The organism is Arthrobacter sp. B1I2, assembly GCF_030816485.1.
GTDB lineage: Bacteria > Actinomycetota > Actinomycetes > Actinomycetales > Micrococcaceae > Arthrobacter.
In genome coordinates this window covers 1,367,579-1,385,670 of sequence record NZ_JAUSYC010000001.1, presented here as the reverse complement: position 1 = coordinate 1,385,670, position 18,092 = coordinate 1,367,579, and the positions used below count along the sequence as shown (strand labels likewise).

Here is an 18,092-nt window from a genome sequence, read left to right as displayed (position 1 = left end):
CGCTAGATGCTGGTGCGGTGGAAGTTCAGGTGGCTGCGGCTGGCGGTGGGACCGCGCTGGCCCTGGTACCGGTTGCCGTACTCGCCCTGGCCGTACGGGTACTCCGCGGCCGAGCTCAGCCGGAAGAAGCAGAGCTGCCCGATCTTCATCCCCGGCCACAGCTTAATGGGCAGGGTGGCCATGTTGGACAGCTCGAGGGTGACGTGGCCGGAAAAGCCGGGATCGATGAAGCCCGCAGTGGAGTGCGTCAGCAGGCCCAGCCGGCCCAGGGATGATTTGCCTTCCAGGCGGGCTGCGATGTCATCGGGCAGCGTCACGGTTTCGTAGGTGGACCCCAGGACGAACTCCCCCGGGTGCAGGATAAAGGCTTCGTCCTGCTCCACTTCCACCAGCCGCGTCAGCTCTGGCTGCTCCTGCGCGGGATCGATGTGCGCGTACTTGTGGTTGTCGAACAACCGGAAGAATTTATCGATCCGGACATCCACGGACGACGGCTGGACCATCGCGGGATCGAAGGGTTCCAGCACGATCCGCTGGGAGTCTATTTCGGCACGAATGTCGCGGTCAGAGATCAGCACCGTCCCAAATTACCGTATCGGTTATCCACAGCTGCACTTTCCCGTTGTTGCTGTGGCCTCGTGGGGCTAATGTTGCGAATGAAAGCCGCCGGAATGGTCTCCCGGATGGCGTAACAGAGCTGGGGATGTTTGTGAATAAATTGGTGGCGCCCTCTTTTATTGGCGTGCTCTGCGTATTGGCGCTGGTCTCTTCGTCCGCTGCCCCGCCTGCCGGGCCGTTGCCGTTCGGACAGGCAGGAGCAGCCAGTATCTCGCTGGCGGCGCCCGTGGTGTACGACGGCGGCACGGCGGCCCGGGAGTACGGTCCCGCCGGGAGTCTCATCCCGGCCGTGGACCCGGACATCCGGGCCGCGTCGCCCCTGCCGGAGGCCACCGCCTCACCGGCTCCCACGTCCGCGGCCGTGACAGCCATGCCGTCCCCGGAAGTTGCGCCTGCCGCAGAACCATCACCGGCGCCCGCACCGTCCGTCGTCTCGGCGGAGCCCGTCCCGCAAACGGCTTCCATCCCTCCGCTGTGGGCGCCGGACCAGGAACTGGCATCACCGTCCACCACCCAGCTGGCCGCCCCGCAATCCGCCGCCGCCCTTCCCTCCACCGAAGCTCTGGTCCCGGATGCCAACGCAGCGGCCATCCTCACCATGTTCACCAAAATCAATGAGTACCGGGTGGCCAACGGCCTGAACAAGGTGAAGTACCACCCCACAGTGGCCGGCATGTCGCAGGAATGGTCGGACAGCATCGCCAGCCGTGAGGTGATCGAGCACCGGGCAAGCTTCTGGACCGATCCCCGCGCCCTGAGTCCCAATAACGGCGCCGGCGAGGTCATTGCCATCCGCACTGACCGCGACGCCGCCCAGCTCGTGGAATGGTGGAAGGGATCGCCCGGCCACAACGCCATGCTCCTCGACCCGCGTTTCAATGTGATGGGCGGCGGCATCTCCTACACCAACTCCACGTACCAGATCTGGGGAGTGGTGAACTTCTTCGGCTACACCACGCTGCCGGCGGGCACTCTCGACTCCCCGGGCGGCACGGGATCGGGCGGCGCTTTCCCGGCACCCACGCCAAGCCTTTGCGATGCACCCGTCAAGCACATGCCGCCCACCCTTGATCTCGCTGCGGCGGCAATCACGGGACCGGCCGACCTCGTCTCCGTTGACTCCGCAGGGCAGCTCCTGAACAGGGCAGCCACCGGGCCCCGCACCTATGCCGCAGCCAAGGTGATCAGCGCGGGCTTCAGCGGAGCAAAGGAAGTGTTTGTCACCGACTGGGACCGCGATGGCACGTACGACGTCCTGACCCAGTGGACCGGAGGTGACCTGACACTGCACCGGGGCGTCGCCGCCGGAGGGTTCCAGGCCCCCATCACCCTCGGTAAGGGCGGATGGAACACGCTGACCCTTGCGGTGGGCGGCTGGTGCGCCAACAACCGGATGCCACAGATCCTCGCCCTGGACGGGGGTGGAAACCTGTTCCTCTATGCCAATAAGGGCAACGGTGATCTCGCGGACCGCGCCGCCGTTGCCACCGGCGTTTACGCCTCCCGGCTCTCCATGGTGGATTACGACGCCGACGGCTTCCAGGACGTGCTGGCACTGAAAACCGACGGAAGCGTGCAGCTCTACCGCGGGTGGGGCACCACCGCACTCCGGGCAGAGGCCCGTCCAACCGTCGCCACCGGCTGGACGGACGTTACGGGAATCCGGGCGCTGCGCAATGTCACCGGGCTGAACTCCACAGGCGTGGCGCTCCGCCGGGCCAATGACACCGTGCAGTACTGGGACCTGAGCGCGGGAACCTTGGCGTCGCCGTCGGCCATTGCCGGTCCCTGGGCCGGGCAGCGGCTGGCCCAGTAAACCGGATGGACAGACTCAGACGGCGGGCTGGAGCTCCAGCACGTGCTTCAACCGGTCCAACTGGGCCACGTCGGAACTGATCCGGCGCTGCAGCATGCCGTTCAGGAACCCGAACCGGTCGAGGAAGCCGAAGCGTCCCTCGCGTCTCGCTTCCATGGCGAACCGCACCCGGGTCCCGGCGTCTTCGGTGCTGAGGTAGTAACCGCCCCAGCGGGTGGCAGGGCCGGAAACAACGTGGAATTGGATTTCAGCGCCGGGGCGCACGTTGGTGATCTCCAGGTCGGCGGGAATGCTCAGCCCGGAGCGGCCCGCCACCATTTTGCGGTAGACGGCGCCCGTGGCCTCCGCCGGCCCCCGTACGAGCTTCACGCTCCGGACATCATTCCGCCAGAGGGGAAGATTGGTGGCGTCGAGGAGGTACTGGTAGACGGCCACGGCGTCGCGTTCTATGAGGACCTCGTGTTCTGCGCTTGCCATGAAGAATTTCCTGTGGTTGACGTCGGGTGGCGCAATAGCTGCCTCCCCCAACGCGGCTGCTACCCGGATCAGGTTAGCCAGCGCCCAGCGCCCGAACCTAGCCGGCGGCGCCGACGTTATTGAAGAGTTACTGGATGACGTCGCGGGTGGCAGGAGGCGGAACCAGGACACGGAACCCGCCGCTGGCCGGGTTGGCGGGGAGCCTGCAGATCTGCGCTAAGCTAGGTCCTGCCCCGCGCGAGCGGCGGCGCTGCGGCTGTAGCTCAATGGTAGAGCGCTAGCTTCCCAAGCTTGATACGCGGGTTCGATTCCCGTCAGCCGCTCCGAATTCTTCCCTTTTACATATTGCAGCCTCCCCGCGCCCATTAGGTGCCGGGGTGTAGGGTCGGTAGTCAGGAACCTTTTCGGTTCCGCTACAGGAGCAATCATGGCTGATAAGTCCCCGCGTCAAACGGCATCAAAAAAGTCCGGTAAGTCCATCAAGGAAAAGCGCGCAGACAAGAAGGCCGCCGGTGCGCCGGCCAGCTCCCTGGACATCACGTCCACCAAGGCCGCAAAGAAGAAGTGAGTGGCCAACAGACCCGGCTGAGCCTGGGCGTCCTGGCCTCCACGCGTAAACCGGATGAGCGCCGCGTCCCCATCCACCCTCTGCACTTCGAACGGATCGCGCCCGGAATTCGGGAGCGCATCATCCTGGAGCAGGGCTACGGCACGCGCTTCGGAGTCCCGGACAGCCACCTCTCCACACTTGTGGGAAGAATGGCGTCGAGGGAAGACCTGCTGGCGGCGGCCGACGTCGTGCTCCTGCCCAAACCGCAGCCCGAAGACCTCGCCGACATGCGCGACGGGCAGGTCCTCTGGGGTTGGCCCCACTGCGTCCAGGACCGGGCCATCACCCAGCTCGCCATTGACAAGAAGCTGACCCTCATCGCATTTGAGGCGATGAACCATTGGGCCAGCGACGGCGGGTTCGGCCTGCATGTGTTCCACAAGAACAACGAGATTGCCGGATACTGCTCGGTCCTGCATGCGCTTTCATTGACGGGTTCCACCGGGGACTACGGGCGCCGCCTGAGCGCCGTCGTTATCGGTTTCGGCGCCACGGCCCGTGGGGCTGTGACTGCACTGAACGCGCACGGCATCCATGACGTCCAGGTACTCACCAACCGTGGCGTGGCCGCAGTGGGCGCACCAATCCATTCGGTGAACATTGTGCAGTTTGACCACGACGCCGAGGCCCCCTTCCTGAGCCAGGTCATCACCGAACGGGGCCGGGTTCCGCTGGCGCCGTTCCTGGCCGAAAGCGACATCGTGGTCAACTGCACCCTGCAGGACCCGAACAACCCCCTGACGTACCTGCGGACAGAGGACCTGGCGGCATTCAGCCCGGGCAGCCTCATCGTTGATGTTTCCTGCGATGAGGGTATGGGCTTCAGCTGGGCCCGGTCCACCACGTTTGCCGATCCGATGTTCACCGTAGGTGACCACATCAACTACTACGCGGTGGACCACAGCCCCTCGTACCTTTGGAACTCCTCCAGTTGGGAGATCAGCCAGGCCCTGCAGCCGTTCCTCGAAACCGTGCTGGCCGGCCCGGCCGCTTGGGAAGGCAATGACACCATAGCGCGGGCCATTGAAATCCGTGATGGTGTCATCCGGAATGAAGCCGTGCTGCGTTTCCAGGAGCGCGAGCCCGAGTATCCGCACCGGGCGCTGCAGACGGCAGCGCCTTAGGCACCTGCCTCGCGGCTGACGATCCTCAGTAGGCCGCGGCCCTTCAGGTCCATCCGAAGCTTCAACCCACCCTTGCGGGCCAGTACTGCGCCGACCGTCAAAGCTGCCAGCGCGGGAACGCCGCCGGATACCAGCAGGGCAGCATGGGGGTCCGCATGTTCGGCGATCCAGCCCAGCATGGGGCCGCCCAGCGCCTGGCCTCCGATCAGCACCATGATGTACAGGCTCATCACCCGCCCGCGGATGCCCATGTTGGAACTGACCTGCACCAGTTGGTTGGACCCGGTAAGGAACATCAGGCACCAGAAGCCGGACAGCACCATCACCACCCCGAACCACACCATGGAGGGGGCAAGAGCTGCCAGGCAGAGCATCAGCCCATACATGCCGGCGCAGAACACCACGGAACGCAGGCGGAGCTGCCGACGGCGGGTGGACGCCACGGCGCCGCACAGCGCGCCGAGTGCCACCAGGGCGTTGAGGGCCCCGTACCCGCCGGCTCCCACATGGAAGACATGATCTGCGAAGGCGGCGAGCACCACGGGCAGGCTCATGGCGAATACCGCGATGAAGCCGGCCATGAGCCACGGCCAGTAGATGGTGGGCTTGCTCAAGGCGTAGCGCAGCCCCTCCCGGAGCATGCCCTTGCTCTTGGGAGCGGGTGCGCTGACGTACAGCTCGTCCTTGCGCAGGATCAGGAGCATCACCACCGTGGAGCAGCAGGCGACGGCGTTGGCAGCGAAAGCCCAGCCCGCCCCCACCGCGGTGAGGAGCAGACCCGCGATGGCCGGACCGATCAGGCCTCCCAGCTGGAAGGTGGTGGAGTTGACGCTGATGGCGTTCCGCAAATACCGGGGACCGACAAGCTCATTGACGAACACCTGGCGGGCCGGCTGGTCGAGGACGGTGACCAAACCCAGGACCAGGGCGATGGCGTAGACGTGCCCGACCATAATGACCCCGGTGAGGGCAAGGGTGGCGAGCGTTGCAGCCAGGATAGCGGCCATGCTTTGGCACAGAATGAGGATCTTCCGCTTGGCGAACCGGTCCGCGATCATGCCGCCCCACGGCCCCAGCAGCAGGGAAGGCAGGAACTGCAGCGCCACGGTTATTCCCACGGCGGTCACGGAACCTGAGAGTTCCAGCACCAGCCAGTCCTGTGCGATCCGCTGCATCCAAATGGCGATGACCGCAATAAAGTGGCCGATTGCGAAGATCCGGAAGTTGGGCACCTTAAGGGAGATGAAGGTGTGCTTCCAGGGGAGCCGTTCGGTAACGGCGGGAAGCGGCTGGGTCTGGCTGTCCGGCGGCGCTGAGCCCGCCGCGTCGATGACTGGTTGGGAGACGGAGGCCGAGGAAGGCGGTGGGGGTGCCACAGGTGTGTCCTCAAATTGCGGGCGGTCTGGGATGTCCTTAACGCTAGGCTGGCGGAGCGGATTATGGAGACGTATGGTCCCTATAACTCGTATTGCAAAACGCAATAACCCACCAGCCGACGGGAGAGACCGGAATGTTCGAACCGGCGCAGTTGCGCTCCTTCCTGGCTGTGGCGGACACCCTCAGCTTCACCAAGGCCGCGGAGCGCCTGGGGCTTGCCCAGCCCACCATCAGCCAGCACATCCGCAAACTCGAGGCTGCTGCCAAGCGCAGCCTGATCACCCGGGACACCCGCGACGTCAGGCTGACGGACAACGGCGACGCCATGGCAGGCTTCGCCCGGAACATCCTGTCCGCGCACGACGCCGCTGCCCGCTATTTCTCCGGCTCGGCCATGCGGGGACGCCTGAGGTTCGGCACCGCGGATGACCTCGCCATCACCGGGCTGCCCCGGATCCTGCGTGAGTTCCGGCAGATCTACCCGCAGATCAACCTGGAGCTGACGGTGGGGCAAAGCGACCAGCTGTACCGCAAGCTCAACGCCGGCCAGCTGGACCTTGTCTTCGTGAAATGGGTGGCCGGAGCGAAGGACGGCACCGTGGTCCAGCATGATTCGTTCTCCTGGGTGGGCCTGGAGCAGACAGTGCTGGAACCGGGGACACCTGTACCGCTGATTGCCTACCCGTCCCCGAGCCTCAGCCGGAAGCTGGCCATTGATGCGCTGGAAGCCCACGGCAGGACGTGGCGGATCACCTGCACCACCCGCCAGATCAGCGGGGTGCTGGCGGCGGTCCGGGCGGGCATTGGCGTGGCAGTCATGCCGACGTCCCTGGTGCCCGAGGACCTGAAGATCATCACGCGGCGCTTCGACCTTCCCGCGGTGGGGGACGTGGATTTCACCCTGATCCGCAACCCGCTGGCGAACGCCGAGGTGATCGATGCCCTCACCCAGTCAATCGTCGGGCGGGCAATTAACCGCCAAACTTAACCCTCCGCAAGCGTAATTCCCGGCATTTAGGGTAGTTAGGGGGCCCGTGTCCATTGATAGGGGAAGTGGCATACCCTATGCTTTTCTCCAAGGTCAAGCAGCAGGCCAGTTCACCAAAACGAGCGCGCACCCGCATGCCGGAAACCCGCGCTTGGGACAGGCAGCCAATGACGACAGCCAGGAACACCCATCCCAGTTCTGCGCACGCACGCCCGCACGCCACAGCACGGCCGTCCACCCGCCAGAACACCCTCGGAACCGGACACGCCTCAGCAGACTCCGGATACGTGGGAAAACCCACCTGCGACAAATGCCGTACCGACGAGTTCGTTTACCTTGAGTCGTACATTCCGCCCACGTACCGGCGTGACGGAACAGTGGCCGCCCTTGGCGAAGTGGCCTACACCTGCACCCGCTGCGAGGATTTCTCCGCACACAGCGTCCCGGTCTCGTGGACCCCGCCCGGCTGGTATCTGGGCTAAAGCAACAAGGCCGGGCAGCCACCATCAGGTGGCTGCCCGGCCTTTTGTTTATCGCCGTATCCCCGGCGCCCCGGATCCGGCCCCTCAGATCCGGCACAGGCCAGATCCGGTGCAGCTCAGATCAGCGCATCCGAGAGGTGGTTGGGGGTGCCGAACCGGTGGGCCGTGATGCTGACGGCCTGTTCGTGCAGGAACGGCAGCAGCTCCACGCGCCCGGCCTCGGTGACCGCGTGGGCGTAGATGGCCAGGTCGGGCTGTCCGCCGGTCGCCTCGGCGAGCGCCGTAGCGTCGCCGCCGATCAGCCGGATGCGGGCACCGGACAGCTTGCCTGCCGAGGCGAGGCGTGCGGCCGAAGCCAGCCAGCCGGCGTCGGACTCCACCGTCACCTCGATGTCCTCTGCGGTGAGCACGGCGCGCAGCTGGGCGGGAAGTTCGACGGCGGTGGACACGGTGAGCGCCGAGCCCGCCAGCACGCCGGCCGCCACAGTCCGGACGAGGTGCGCCAGCGGCGCGCCTTCGGACAGGCGGATGGTGACCGGCAGGCTCCGGTAGCGGAAGATGTTGCGCTCCGCGCTCAGTCCGGAGACGTCCTTGGCGGTGCCGAACTCCTCAGCCCAGGCCCCGGCGTCGGACGCCAGGGCCCGCTGGACGGACTCAAGCTCGGCCCGCTGCAGGGCGGGGCCGGCGGCGTTGAGGATGCGCCGCACGCCGGCATGGTTCACGGATGCCGTGGCCGTGCTGGTGGAAGGCGTCCAGTCGCCCAGGCCGGCCAGGTAGTTGGGCCCGCCTGCCTTGGTTCCGGCGCCCACGGCGGACTTCTTCCAGCCACCGAAGGGCTGGCGCTGCACGATGGCACCTGTAATGCCGCGGTTCACGTAGAGATTTCCGGCCTGGATGGTGTCCAGCCAGATGCCCAGTTCCTCGGAATTCAGGGAGTGCAGGCCGGCGGTGAGGCCGTACTCGATCTGGTTCTGGATGGCGATGGCCTCTTCGAGCGTGTCGGCGGTCATCACACCGAGCACCGGGCCGAAGAACTCGGTCAGGTGGAAGTAGGATCCCCGCTTGACGCCGTAGCGCACGCCCGGGCTCCACAGCCGGCCAGTGTTATCCAGCTTCTTGGGCTCCACGGCCCAGTTCTCGCCTTCGCCCAGGGTGGTGAGGGCGTTGAGGAGCTTGCCGTTGGCCGGTTCGATGATCGGTCCCATCTGGCTGGTGGGATCCTCCGGGTAGCCCACCTTCAGGGAGGTCACGGCGTCGATCAGCTGGTTGTGGAACCGCCTGGATTTGGCCACCGAGCCCACCAAAATCACCAGGGAGGCGGCGGAGCACTTCTGGCCGGCGTGGCCGAACGCGGAGTATGCAACATCCTTGGCCGCCAGGTCCAGGTCGGCGCTGGGTGTGACGATGATGGCGTTCTTGCCGCTGGTTTCGGCCAGCAGCGGCAGGTCCTTGCGGAAGGACCGGAACAGCTCGGCGGTTTCGTAGCCGCCGGTGAGGATCACGCGGTCCACGGCCGGGTGGCTGATCAGCTGCTTGCCGAGTTCACGTTCGCCCAGCTGCACCATGGTGAGCACGCCCTTGGGCACGCCGGCTTCCCAGAGTGCCTCCACCATGACGGCGCCGCTGCGTGCGGCCTGCTTGGCGGGCTTGATCACGACGGCGGAGCCGGCGGCGAGTGCCGCGAGGGTGGACCCAGCCGGGATGGCGACCGGGAAGTTCCACGGCGGGGTGACAACGGTGAGTTTGGCTGGAACAAACGTGGCGCCGTCGACCATGTCCAGCCTGCGGGCGGACTCGGCGTAGTAGTGGGCGAAGTCCACCGCTTCGCTGACCTCGGGGTCGCCCTGGTCGATGGTTTTACCGGTTTCGCTGGCCATGACCTCCAGGAGGTCGGCGCGACGGGCTTCCAGGATCTCGCCGGCACGGTGCAGGATCTCCGCCCGCTCGGCACCGGACAGGTCACCCCAGGCCTTGCCCTTTTCCACGGCGTTGGCGACGGCGGAGTCCAGCGTTGCTTCGTCGTTGATGAAGGCAGCCTTGACGGAGGCGTTGCCCAGGGTGGAGCCCGGGACGCGCTCCAGGATGGCCCGGCCCCAGGTGCGGTTGGCCGGCAGCGCGGGGTCGGTGTCCGGGGTGTTCCTGAAACCGCTGTGCGGCATGGGCTCCGGGGGAAGGCCGCGGTCCTGGCGGCGGTTGGGCAGCGGCACGTTGTTGTCCAGGGCGTCCAGCGAGGAGAGGAAGCGCTGCTTCTCGCGCTCGAACAGCCCTTCGTTCTCGCTGAGCTCGAACACCGCGGACATGAAGTTTTCCTGGCTGGCACCCTCTTCCAGGCGGCGGATCAGGTAGGCGATGGCAACGTCGAACTCGGACGGGTGCACCACGGGGGTGTAGAGCAGGAGGGAGCCCACGTCCTTCTTGACGGCCTCGGCCTGGCCCTGCGCCATGCCCAGCAGCATCTCGAACTCGATGCCGGCTTCCACGCCGCGCTGCTTGGCCAGGAGCCAGGCGAAGGCGATGTCGAACAGGTTGTGGCCGGCCACGCCGATCCGGATGTTCCTGATCCGGTCCGGGTGCAGGGCGTAGTTGATGACCCGCTTGTAGCTGCTGTCGGAGTCCTGCTTGGAGCCCCAGGTGGCCAGCGGCCAGTCATGGAGGGAGGCTTCCACCTGTTCCATGGGCAGGTTGGCGCCCTTGACCACGCGGACCTTGATGCCGGCACCGCCGTTGGCGCGGCGCTCGGCGGCCCAGTCCTGCAGGCGGATCATCGCGGAGAGCGCGTCCGGGAGGTAGGCCTGGAGCACGATGCCGGCCTCGAGGTTCTTGAACTCGGGCTTGTCCAGGATCCGGGTGAAGACCGCGATGGTCATGTCCAGGTCCTTGTATTCCTCCATGTCCAGGTTGATGAACTTGGCTTTCCCGCCTGTGCTGCTTCCGGGGGTGGCGAAGGACGCCGCACGCTGGAACAGCGGGGTGAGCTTTTCGACGACGTGTTCCACAGCTTCGTCGAAGGCCCAGGCGGAGTGCGGGGCCACGGTGGAGGAGACCTTGATGGAAACGTAGTCGACGTCGGGACGGGCCAGCAGGGTGTGGGTGCCTTCGAGCCGGCGGGATGCCTCGTGCTCGCCCAGGACAGCCTCGCCCAGGAGGTTGACGTTGAGCTTGATGCCGTCCTTGCGGATCCTGGCGATGGCGGGGCCCAGCTTGGAGTCGGTGGCGTCCACGATCAGGTGGCCCACCATCTCGCGGAGCACCTTGCGGGCGATGGGGATGACCACCTGCGGCATCACCGGGGCCATGGTGCCGCCCAGTGCCACGGCGCTGCGCATGTACCAGGGCAGGAAGGCGGGCACCTTGGGGGCGAGCCTGGCCAGGTTGCGGGCGGCGACGTTCAGGTCCTCGGGGCGGACCACGCCGTCCACGAAGCCCACGGTGAAGTCCAGGCCGTTGGGATCCTTCAGTACTCCGGCCAGCTGCTGGGCGGAGGCGTCCACGGGGACCTTGGCGGCCTCCGTGAGCCAGCGCCGGACCAGGGCGACTGCTTCATCGGCGAGGGCCTTCGCCTGGGGGACGTCGACGTCGACGGTCTGCGGTGCGGCACCGGCTGAAGTTGCCGGTTCCATTGCAACGTGGGTCATGGTTTTCCCGATCTTTCTTACTGTGGGAGGAGGTCTTTCCACCAGTATGAGCTTCCACTCACATAAGATAAAGCGATCTTTCCTAAGCAATACAGATTAGAAAAACCAATGAATCAGCTGGCCCTTAAACGCCAAACGGCAGGCACGCCCACCCTCCCCCTGTTGCTCTATCACTTCTGGTCGTCAAACCGGCCGGTTAGGGACCAAAAGTGATAGAGCAAGCGGGGGTTTTAAGGGTGGGAGGCCTGCCGGATCTGGAAGCGGAGGCTACGCGAGGGGGCGGTGCAGCTCCTCGAGTTCCTGGTGCCGGGGGCTGTTCGGGTTCATCAGTGAGTGCTTACGGCCGTAGCCGAAGTAGATGGCGAGGCCGATGACAAGCCAGATGCCGAACCGCAGCCAGGTTTCCCAGTGCAGCTGGAACATGAGGAACGCCGAGGCCAGCATGCCGAAGGCCGGGACCACGGGCATGAACGGCAGGCGGAAAGCGCGCGGGGCGTCGGGCCTCTTGTAGCGGAAGATGATCACAGAGAGGCAGACCACGACGAAGGCGGCCAGGATGCCGATATTGGTCAGGTCGGCAACGGCCTTGATCGGGAACACGCCGGCCAGGAGGGCGGAGGCGACGCCGGCGATCCAGGTGACGCGCTGCGGCGTGCCGTGGCGGTCGGTCTTGGAAAACCAGCCAGGCAGCAGCCCGTCGCGGCTCATGGAGAACCAGACACGGGTGACGCCGAGAAGGAACGTCAACATCACGGTCAGGATGGACAGCACCGCGAAGACGGAGATGATGGTTGCGATGACCGGCAGGCCCACGCCGGTGAAGGCTGAGGCGAACCCGGCCTTCGGGTCGATGTCCTTGTAGTTCTGCATACCCGTGAGGACCAGGGTGGCTGCCACATAAAGCAGCATGGCGATGATCAGCGACAGGATGATTGCCTTGGGCATGTGCTTCTTGCCGTCAGTGGCTTCCTCCGCCGCGGTACTCATGGCGTCGTAACCGAAGACCGCGAAGAACACGGTGGCGGAACCGGCAAGAACCGGACCGAACCCGGACGGCATGAACGGGTTGTAGTTGTTGGTGTCGATGTAGAAGATGCCCAGCCCGATAATGAAAAGGATCAGGACCACCTTGATGGCCACTGCCACGAGTTCGAACCTGCCGAACGCCTTGGTTCCGCGCGAAAGGATCCAGGTCACGATCAGGCAGACCACAATGGCCGGTATGTTGACGACGCCGCCCTTGCCTTCATCCGCCGTCGAGGTCATCCAAACCGGCATGTGGATGCCGATTCCGGAGAGGAAGGCATCAAAGTAGCCCGAAATGCCGATGGCCACCACGGCCACAATGGCGATGTATTCCAGCAGCAGGTCCCAGCCGATGAACCAGCCGATCACCTCGCCCAGCGCCACGTAGCCGTACGTGTAAGCGGACCCAGCGCGGGGAATCATGCCGGCGAACTCTGCGTAGGACAGTGCCGCCGCTGCCGACGCAAGGCCGGCAATCAGGAATGAGAACAGTACCGCGGGCCCCACCCCGGGCGTGCCCGCGCTGCCGGCGGCCACCAGTCCGGCGAGGGAGAAGATGCCGACGCCGATAATGCCGCCTACGCCAATGGCTGTGAGCTGCCACAGCCCGAGCGACTTGAAGAGGCCACTGTGTTTGTTCTCTTCTTCAATGTCGTCAATAGGCTTCCGCCGCATGATCGACTGGGTCAAATCTCTAGTGCTCATCAGGAACTCCTGCTTTGGGGTGCGACCCCGCCGCGGCACGCCGAATAATGGCTGTGACGGGGGTAACTCGGTCCCAACAGTATGCAAGCCTGCTTGCATTAGATAAAGTGACTACTTCTAACCTATATTCGTTAGTTTCAGTTAGGAATTCCCCATGCTCGATGTGCGCAGGCTCCGGCTGCTCCGCGAGCTAAGCATCAGGGGGACGCTCGCCGAGGTGGCGGAGGCACTGCAGTACAGTCCGTCGTCGGTATCGCAGCAGCTGGCCCTCCTGGAAAAGGAAGTGGGCGTGGAGTTGCTCCGGAAGACGGGGCGGCGGGTGCAGCTGACGCCCCAGGCGGAGGTCCTGGTGGCGCACACCGCGCAGCTGCTGGAGACCATGGAGCAGGCCGAGGCCGATCTGGCGGCGTCCCTGACCACGGTCACGGGGACCGTGCGGATCGCGGTTTTCCAGTCCGCGGCGCTCGCCCTGATGCCGGACACCCTGACCCGCATGGCCACCACCTACCCGGAGGTCAGGATCGAAATGATCCAGCGTGAGCCCGAGACCGCGCTGCATGAGACCTGGGCGCGGGACTTCGATCTGGTGATCGCCGAGCAGTATCCAGGGCATGCGGCCCCGCGCTACCCGGAGCTGGACCGGGTAAAGCTGACCACCGACGCCATCCGGCTGGCCGTTCCCCCGGCGTCCGACGGCGGACCCGCCATCCGTTCGCTGACAGAGACTGCAGACCTTGCCTGGGTCATGGAACCGAGGGGTGCCGCGTCACGCCACTGGGCGGAACAGGCGTGCCGCAGCGCCGGGTTCGAGCCGGATGTCCGCTTTGAGACGGCCGATTTGCAGGCCCAGGCGCGGCTGATCGAGTCCGGCAACGCCGTGGCCCTGATGCCGGACCTGGTGTGGACCGGCCGCGGCACGACGGCACAGCTGCTGGAGCTTCCGGGCAACCCGACCCGCACCATCTTCACCTCGGTCCGCCGCTCCAGCGCCCAGCGTCCGGCCATCCTCGCCGCCCGGGAGACCCTCGCTGCGGCCGCCGCCGCAGTGGGGAGGGACGACGCCGGGTGACCGGCCGGCGTCGTACGTGACACTTTGTTTCCTGGAGGCTGCGTCTCCCGGCTGCAGTGTTTCCTGCGTCACTGCGGGCAAGGGGCCGCAGGTCTAGACTGGAGCCGTTATGAATCGAACAATGTTCAAGTCCAAAATCCACCGGGCCACCGTCACGCACGCGGACCTGCACTATGTAGGTTCGGTCACCGTGGACCTCGACCTGCTCGAGGCCGCGGACATCCTGCCCGGCGAGCTGGTGTCCATTGTGGACGTCACCAACGGCGCGCGGCTTGAAACCTACACCATCGCGGGCGAGCGCGGCTCCGGCGTAATCGGCATTAACGGTGCAGCGGCGCACCTCATGCATGAGAACGATATTGTCATCCTGATTACCTACGCTGCGATGACCACCGAGGAAGCCCAGGCCTACGAGCCCCGGGTGGTCCACGTGGACGAGAACAACCGGATCATCCAGCTGGGCAACGATCCCGCAGAGGGTCTCACTCCCGGCATGATGCGCCCCCCTTTCGCGCTTAACAACGCCACCCTGTAACCGGAGCGTGTGTCCCGGCCCTGTTTTCCGCTGCGCCCACAAGGCTGATCCTTGCTAGGGGTGCTGGCGGGGTTCTTCGTGGTCTGGTGCATCATCCTGGTGGGATGGTTCGTGGGCCGGCAGAGGATCCTCGGCGATAATGCCCGGCCCGTGCTCAGTGGCCTCACGTTCTTCGTTGCGAGTCCGGCGCTGCTCTTCGAAACCCTGAGCAAGGCCCGCCTGCAGGAAGTATTCGCCGAACCGCTGCTGGTTACGGCGGTTGCCGCCATCACCACCGCCGCCATCTTCTTCGCGATCACCAGGTTCTGGCTGAAGCGGGCGCTCCCCGAATCGCTGATGTCCGCCATGTCCGCATCGCTGGCCAACTCGGCCAACCTGGGTATTCCCATCGCGGTATATGTCCTGGGCGACGCCAGCTATGTGGCACCGCTGCTGATCTTCCAGCTGGCGTTCTTCACCCCGGTGTTCCTGATGATCCTGGACTCGAGCACCAGCGCGCACCGCACCACACCCCTCAGTTTCGTGCTGATGATCCTGCGGAACCCCATGATTGTGGGCTCCGGCCTGGGCCTGCTGGTGGCCGGGACGGGGTTCAAGGTTCCGGCGCTGGTGATGGAGCCCATCCACCTGATTGGGGGCGCCGCGATTCCGGCCATGCTGATCGCCTTCGGGATGAGCCTGAACGGCTCCCGCCCGCTCCAGGCTTCGGCTGGGCGGCGCGTGGATACGCTGCTGGCGAGCGGCTTCAAGCTGGCCATCCAGCCGGCCCTTGCCTACGTTTTCGCGCGCTTTGCGCTGGGGATGGACGGCCACGCACTGTTCGCGGTGGTGGTCACGTCGGCGCTGCCCACAGCCCAGAACGTATTCGTGGCCGCCAGCCGATACCAGACCGGGCTGACCGTCGCCAAGGACACCGTACTGATCACCACCGTGGTGGCGGTGCCGGCAATGATCGGCGTCGCGCTCTTGCTGGCTTAACTCTTGACCGCATAACCGCAGCTTGGAGGGCTGATGAATACCGTGTTGGACACCGTGGTGATTGGCGGCGGCGCCATGGGCTCTGCGGCCGCTTGGGCGCTCTCTCGGCGGGGCCGCCAGGTGACGCTGGTGGAGCAGTTTGGTCCCGGGCACAAGATCGGCGCGTCCCATGGAGCCACCCGGAACCTGAACCCGGGCTACCACCGGCCGGAGTACGTGGCCATGCTGGCCGAGGGACTGGCGTTGTGGGACGAGCTGGAGCAGGAAAGCGGGGAGCAGTTGCTGGCGCGCACGGGCATCGTGAACCACGGTCCCGGCGGGGACCTCCAGAAGGTCGCGGCGGCCCTCACCGCGGCCGGCATCCGCGCCGAATTCCTGGATCCGGCGGAAGCCGGCGAACGGTGGCGCGGCATCCGCTTCGACCAGCAGGTCCTGCACATGCCCGATGGCGGCCAGCTCAACCCGGAAGCCGCCCTGCCCGTCTTTCAGCGGCTGGCCACGGCCCGGGGCGCCGAGATCAGGCACCACACCAAGGTGGCGGGTCTCGAGGTGTCCGACGACGGCGTGCGGCTCACGCTCGAGTCGGCTGCGGGCACCGAGGTGGTCACCGCGGCGCAGGCAGTAGTGACTGCCGGAGGCTGGACGGAGAAACTGCTGGCCGGAGCTTTCGCGGACACGGCCGCCGGCAAGGACCCTGCCGGGATCCGGATCCCCCGGCTCAGGGTCACGCAGGAGCAGCCGGCGCATTTCCGGGTGGCGGATGCCGGGGCCGTCTGGCCGGGCTTCAACCACTACCCGGGGCCGGACTACCAGGGCTGGTACTCCCCTGTTTACGGCATGCAGACCCGGGGCGAAGGCATCAAGGCCGGCTGGCACGGTGTAGGCCCGGTGGTGGACCCGGACCACCGCGATTTCCTGCCGGAGCCAACGCAGCTCGCAGCACTGCAGGACTACGCCCGGCAGTGGCTGCCCGGCGTGGACCCCGATTCCTTCGAGGCCATCAGCTGCACGTACACCACCACGCCGGACGAGGACTTCATCCTGGACCGTGTGGGGCCGGTGGTGATCGGCGCGGGCTTCTCCGGCCACGGTTTCAAGTTCACGCCGGTGGTGGGCCGGATCCTGGCCGACCTTGCCACCGGGACCCGGCCCGCGCCGTCGATCTTCCGCGCGTCCCGGTAGGCGTCCCGTCAGCTGGCGCGGCCCTCGGGGCTGGGCACGGGTTCCTGGTCCGCAGGTTCTGCAGCCCCGGCCTTGACTGCGGGCATGGCCAGCACCGCCGCAACGGTCAGCAGCCCGGCCACCAGCGCGGCCAGGAACACGGCCCCGGATGCGGCAATGGTGGTGGAGGGGTCGCCCTCGCCGCCACTGCTGCCGCCGTAGATGGAGTTGGCCACGGCGCCGAACACGGCCACGCCCAGCGCGCTGCCGATGGACCGGGCAAACATGTTGGTGCTGGTCACCACGCCGCGTTCGTGCCAGGGCACGCTGGACTGGGCGGCGATCAGGGTGGGTGTGGCCAGCAGGCCCAGGCCGAGTCCGACGACGAAGCAGCTGATGGCGATCAGCGCCACGTTGGGTGCGCCTGCCGTCAGGGACAGGATCAGCAGCCCCGCCACGGAAATGGCGATGCCGATCAGGGCCGTGGACTTGAAGCCGATCCGCAGGTAGAACTTTCCGGCCTGCGACGCACTGAGCGGCCACCCGAGGGTCAGGGCGGCGAGCGCCAGGCCGGCCACCAGCGGCGAGGAGGACAGTGCGCCTTCCAGGAAGGTGGGCACGTAGGAGGTCAGGCCGATCATCACCGCGCCAACCCCGAAGGACACCAATGCGGTGGTGCCCAGCAGGCGGCGGGACACTACCCAGGCCGGCAGGATGGGCTCCGCTGCCCGCCGCTCCACCAGGAGGAACGCGACGAGCAGGACCGCGCCGACCACAAACACGCCAATGCTGATGGGTGAGTTCCATGCCCACGCCTGGCCGCCCTGGAGGGCGCCGAGGATAAGCAGGCCGAGCGAGCCGGCCAGGAGCACGGCGCCTGCGTAGTCCACCTTGTGCTTTGCCCGTTCCACGTCTTCGTGCAGGGTGCGGACCAGCATCCACCCGGCCAGCAGGCAGAGCGGCACGTTGACCAGGAAGATGCCGCGCCAGATGCCCAGCGCGGAGAAGACGCCGCCCAGGCTGGGGCCCACCACGGAGGAGATAGCCCACACGCTGGCCAGGTAACCCTGGACCTTGGCCCGCTCCTGCAGGGTGTAGATGTCGCCGGCGATGGTGATGGCTACCGGCAGCACCGCGCCGGCGCCGAGTCCCTGCAGTGCCCGGAAAGCGATCAGCGAGGGCATGCTCCAGGCCACGCCGCACAGCACCGAACCGAGCAGGAACAGGCCAATGCCGATCAGGATGATGGGCTTGCGGCCCGTCATGTCGGACAGCTTGCCGTAGATAGGCACGGACACCGCCTGCGCCAGCAGGTAGGCGGAGAAGAGCCAGGGGAAGGACGAGAAGCCGCCCACGTCCTTAACAATGGACGGCACGGCCGTGGCCACGATGGTGGAGTCGATGGCCACGAGTCCGGTGGACAGCATCAAGGCTATGAGGATGGGTCCGCGGGCGGACCGGAAGCCCACGCCCTCTTTGGTGTTCGCCATC

Annotated in this window: 15 protein-coding genes and 1 tRNA gene; 10 read left to right on the top strand and 6 right to left on the bottom strand. The window is 66.2% G+C overall.

The window, feature by feature from the left end:
* Nucleotides 1-2: 2 nt before the first annotated feature.
* Complete coding sequence (gene dcd, locus QFZ57_RS06410; protein WP_018769967.1) at nucleotides 3-578, bottom strand: dCTP deaminase; 576 nt, start codon at nucleotides 576-578, stop codon at nucleotides 3-5.
* Nucleotides 579-703: 125 nt separating this feature from the next.
* Here dcd and QFZ57_RS06405 point away from each other — a divergent pair, with 125 nt between their 5' ends.
* Complete coding sequence (locus QFZ57_RS06405; RefSeq protein WP_306898880.1) at nucleotides 704-2,434, top strand: CAP domain-containing protein; 1,731 nt, start codon at nucleotides 704-706, stop codon at nucleotides 2,432-2,434.
* 15 nt (nucleotides 2,435-2,449) lie between these two features.
* Here QFZ57_RS06405 and QFZ57_RS06400 read toward each other — a convergent pair whose 3' ends face one another.
* Entirely contained in the window at nucleotides 2,450-2,911 is a 462-nt protein-coding gene (locus tag QFZ57_RS06400) for an SRPBCC family protein (protein ID WP_306898877.1), read from the bottom strand.
* Nucleotides 2,912-3,163: 252 nt separating this feature from the next.
* Here QFZ57_RS06400 and QFZ57_RS06395 point away from each other — a divergent pair.
* The 3 genes from QFZ57_RS06395 to QFZ57_RS06385 all read left to right on the top strand — a co-directional run bounded on the left by QFZ57_RS06395 (nucleotide 3,164) and on the right by QFZ57_RS06385 (nucleotide 4,645).
* A tRNA-Gly gene (locus tag QFZ57_RS06395) sits at nucleotides 3,164-3,234 on the top strand.
* Between the two features lie 104 nt (nucleotides 3,235-3,338).
* The gene (locus tag QFZ57_RS06390; protein ID WP_306629617.1) at nucleotides 3,339-3,479 is read left to right on the top strand and encodes a hypothetical protein; all 141 of its coding nucleotides are present in this window, start codon (nucleotides 3,339-3,341) and stop codon (nucleotides 3,477-3,479) included.
* Nucleotides 3,476-4,645, top strand: a complete 1,170-nt coding sequence (locus QFZ57_RS06385) for a N(5)-(carboxyethyl)ornithine synthase (RefSeq protein ID WP_306898875.1) — start codon at nucleotides 3,476-3,478, stop codon at nucleotides 4,643-4,645. The genes QFZ57_RS06390 and QFZ57_RS06385 overlap by 4 nt, the downstream gene beginning before the upstream one ends.
* On the opposite strand, the gene QFZ57_RS06380 is transcribed toward QFZ57_RS06385, so the two are convergent.
* Nucleotides 4,642-6,021: an MFS transporter gene (locus QFZ57_RS06380; protein WP_306629615.1), complete on the bottom strand. Its 1,380-nt coding sequence runs from the start codon at nucleotides 6,019-6,021 to the stop codon at nucleotides 4,642-4,644. The two genes, QFZ57_RS06385 and QFZ57_RS06380, sit on opposite strands and share 4 nt — an antisense overlap.
* 134 nt (nucleotides 6,022-6,155) lie before the next feature.
* Between QFZ57_RS06380 and QFZ57_RS06375 the strand changes: the two genes are divergently transcribed.
* Together QFZ57_RS06375 and QFZ57_RS06370 are read left to right on the top strand one after the other, a co-directional pair.
* A complete protein-coding gene (locus QFZ57_RS06375) occupies nucleotides 6,156-7,010 on the top strand; it encodes a LysR substrate-binding domain-containing protein (protein WP_306898873.1) in 855 nt (284 codons plus the stop codon).
* Between the two features lie 167 nt (nucleotides 7,011-7,177).
* Nucleotides 7,178-7,492 carry a hypothetical protein gene (locus QFZ57_RS06370; RefSeq protein WP_306629613.1) on the top strand — a complete coding sequence of 105 codons (315 nt, stop codon included), beginning with the start codon at nucleotides 7,178-7,180 and terminating at the stop codon, nucleotides 7,490-7,492.
* 116 nt (nucleotides 7,493-7,608) lie between these two features.
* On the opposite strand, the gene QFZ57_RS06365 is transcribed toward QFZ57_RS06370, so the two are convergent.
* Together QFZ57_RS06365 and QFZ57_RS06360 are read right to left on the bottom strand one after the other, a co-directional pair.
* Nucleotides 7,609-11,127 (bottom strand): bifunctional proline dehydrogenase/L-glutamate gamma-semialdehyde dehydrogenase, encoded by a 3,519-nt coding sequence (locus QFZ57_RS06365; protein ID WP_306898870.1) that lies wholly within the window; start codon nucleotides 11,125-11,127, stop codon nucleotides 7,609-7,611.
* A gap of 267 nt (nucleotides 11,128-11,394) precedes the next feature.
* Nucleotides 11,395-12,858 (bottom strand): amino acid permease, encoded by a 1,464-nt coding sequence (locus tag QFZ57_RS06360; protein WP_306629611.1) that lies wholly within the window; start codon nucleotides 12,856-12,858, stop codon nucleotides 11,395-11,397.
* A 154-nt stretch (nucleotides 12,859-13,012) separates the two neighbouring features.
* Here QFZ57_RS06360 and QFZ57_RS06355 point away from each other — a divergent pair, with 154 nt between their 5' ends.
* The 4 genes from QFZ57_RS06355 to QFZ57_RS06340 all read left to right on the top strand — a co-directional run bounded on the left by QFZ57_RS06355 (nucleotide 13,013) and on the right by QFZ57_RS06340 (nucleotide 16,622).
* A complete protein-coding gene (locus QFZ57_RS06355; protein ID WP_306629610.1) occupies nucleotides 13,013-13,927 on the top strand; it encodes a LysR family transcriptional regulator in 915 nt (304 codons plus the stop codon).
* 109 nt (nucleotides 13,928-14,036) lie between these two features.
* Nucleotides 14,037-14,462: an aspartate 1-decarboxylase gene (gene panD, locus QFZ57_RS06350; RefSeq protein ID WP_306898868.1), complete on the top strand. Its 426-nt coding sequence runs from the start codon at nucleotides 14,037-14,039 to the stop codon at nucleotides 14,460-14,462.
* A 51-nt stretch (nucleotides 14,463-14,513) separates the two neighbouring features.
* Nucleotides 14,514-15,440, top strand: a complete 927-nt coding sequence (locus QFZ57_RS06345; RefSeq protein ID WP_306629608.1) for an AEC family transporter — start codon at nucleotides 14,514-14,516, stop codon at nucleotides 15,438-15,440.
* Nucleotides 15,441-15,473: 33 nt separating this feature from the next.
* Nucleotides 15,474-16,622 carry an FAD-dependent oxidoreductase gene (locus QFZ57_RS06340; RefSeq protein ID WP_306898866.1) on the top strand — a complete coding sequence of 383 codons (1,149 nt, stop codon included), beginning with the start codon at nucleotides 15,474-15,476 and terminating at the stop codon, nucleotides 16,620-16,622.
* An 8-nt stretch (nucleotides 16,623-16,630) separates the two neighbouring features.
* Here the strand turns inward: QFZ57_RS06340 and QFZ57_RS06335 are convergent, their stop codons facing one another.
* Nucleotides 16,631-18,091, bottom strand: coding sequence for an MFS transporter (locus tag QFZ57_RS06335; protein ID WP_306629606.1), 1,461 nt, complete (start codon nucleotides 18,089-18,091; stop codon nucleotides 16,631-16,633).
* Nucleotide 18,092: the final 1 nt, after the last annotated feature.

Excerpts from the sequence above, each read along its gene's own strand:
- QFZ57_RS06355 (WP_306629610.1), top strand. The coding sequence starts at position 13,013 with ATGCTCGATGTGCGCAGGCTCCGGCTGCTCCGCGAGCTAAGCATCAGG.
- QFZ57_RS06400 (WP_306898877.1), bottom strand. The coding sequence starts at position 2,911 with ATGGCAAGCGCAGAACACGAGGTCCTCATAGAACGCGACGCCGTGGCC.
- QFZ57_RS06390 (WP_306629617.1), top strand. The coding sequence starts at position 3,339 with ATGGCTGATAAGTCCCCGCGTCAAACGGCATCAAAAAAGTCCGGTAAG.
- QFZ57_RS06340 (WP_306898866.1), top strand. The coding sequence starts at position 15,474 with ATGAATACCGTGTTGGACACCGTGGTGATTGGCGGCGGCGCCATGGGC.
- panD (WP_306898868.1), top strand. The coding sequence starts at position 14,037 with ATGAATCGAACAATGTTCAAGTCCAAAATCCACCGGGCCACCGTCACG.
- QFZ57_RS06370 (WP_306629613.1), top strand. The coding sequence starts at position 7,178 with ATGACGACAGCCAGGAACACCCATCCCAGTTCTGCGCACGCACGCCCG.
- QFZ57_RS06405 (WP_306898880.1), top strand. The coding sequence starts at position 704 with ATGTTTGTGAATAAATTGGTGGCGCCCTCTTTTATTGGCGTGCTCTGC.
- QFZ57_RS06365 (WP_306898870.1), bottom strand. The coding sequence starts at position 11,127 with ATGACCCACGTTGCAATGGAACCGGCAACTTCAGCCGGTGCCGCACCG.
- QFZ57_RS06335 (WP_306629606.1), bottom strand. The coding sequence starts at position 18,091 with ATGGCGAACACCAAAGAGGGCGTGGGCTTCCGGTCCGCCCGCGGACCC.
- QFZ57_RS06360 (WP_306629611.1), bottom strand. The coding sequence starts at position 12,858 with ATGAGCACTAGAGATTTGACCCAGTCGATCATGCGGCGGAAGCCTATT.
- QFZ57_RS06375 (WP_306898873.1), top strand. The coding sequence starts at position 6,156 with ATGTTCGAACCGGCGCAGTTGCGCTCCTTCCTGGCTGTGGCGGACACC.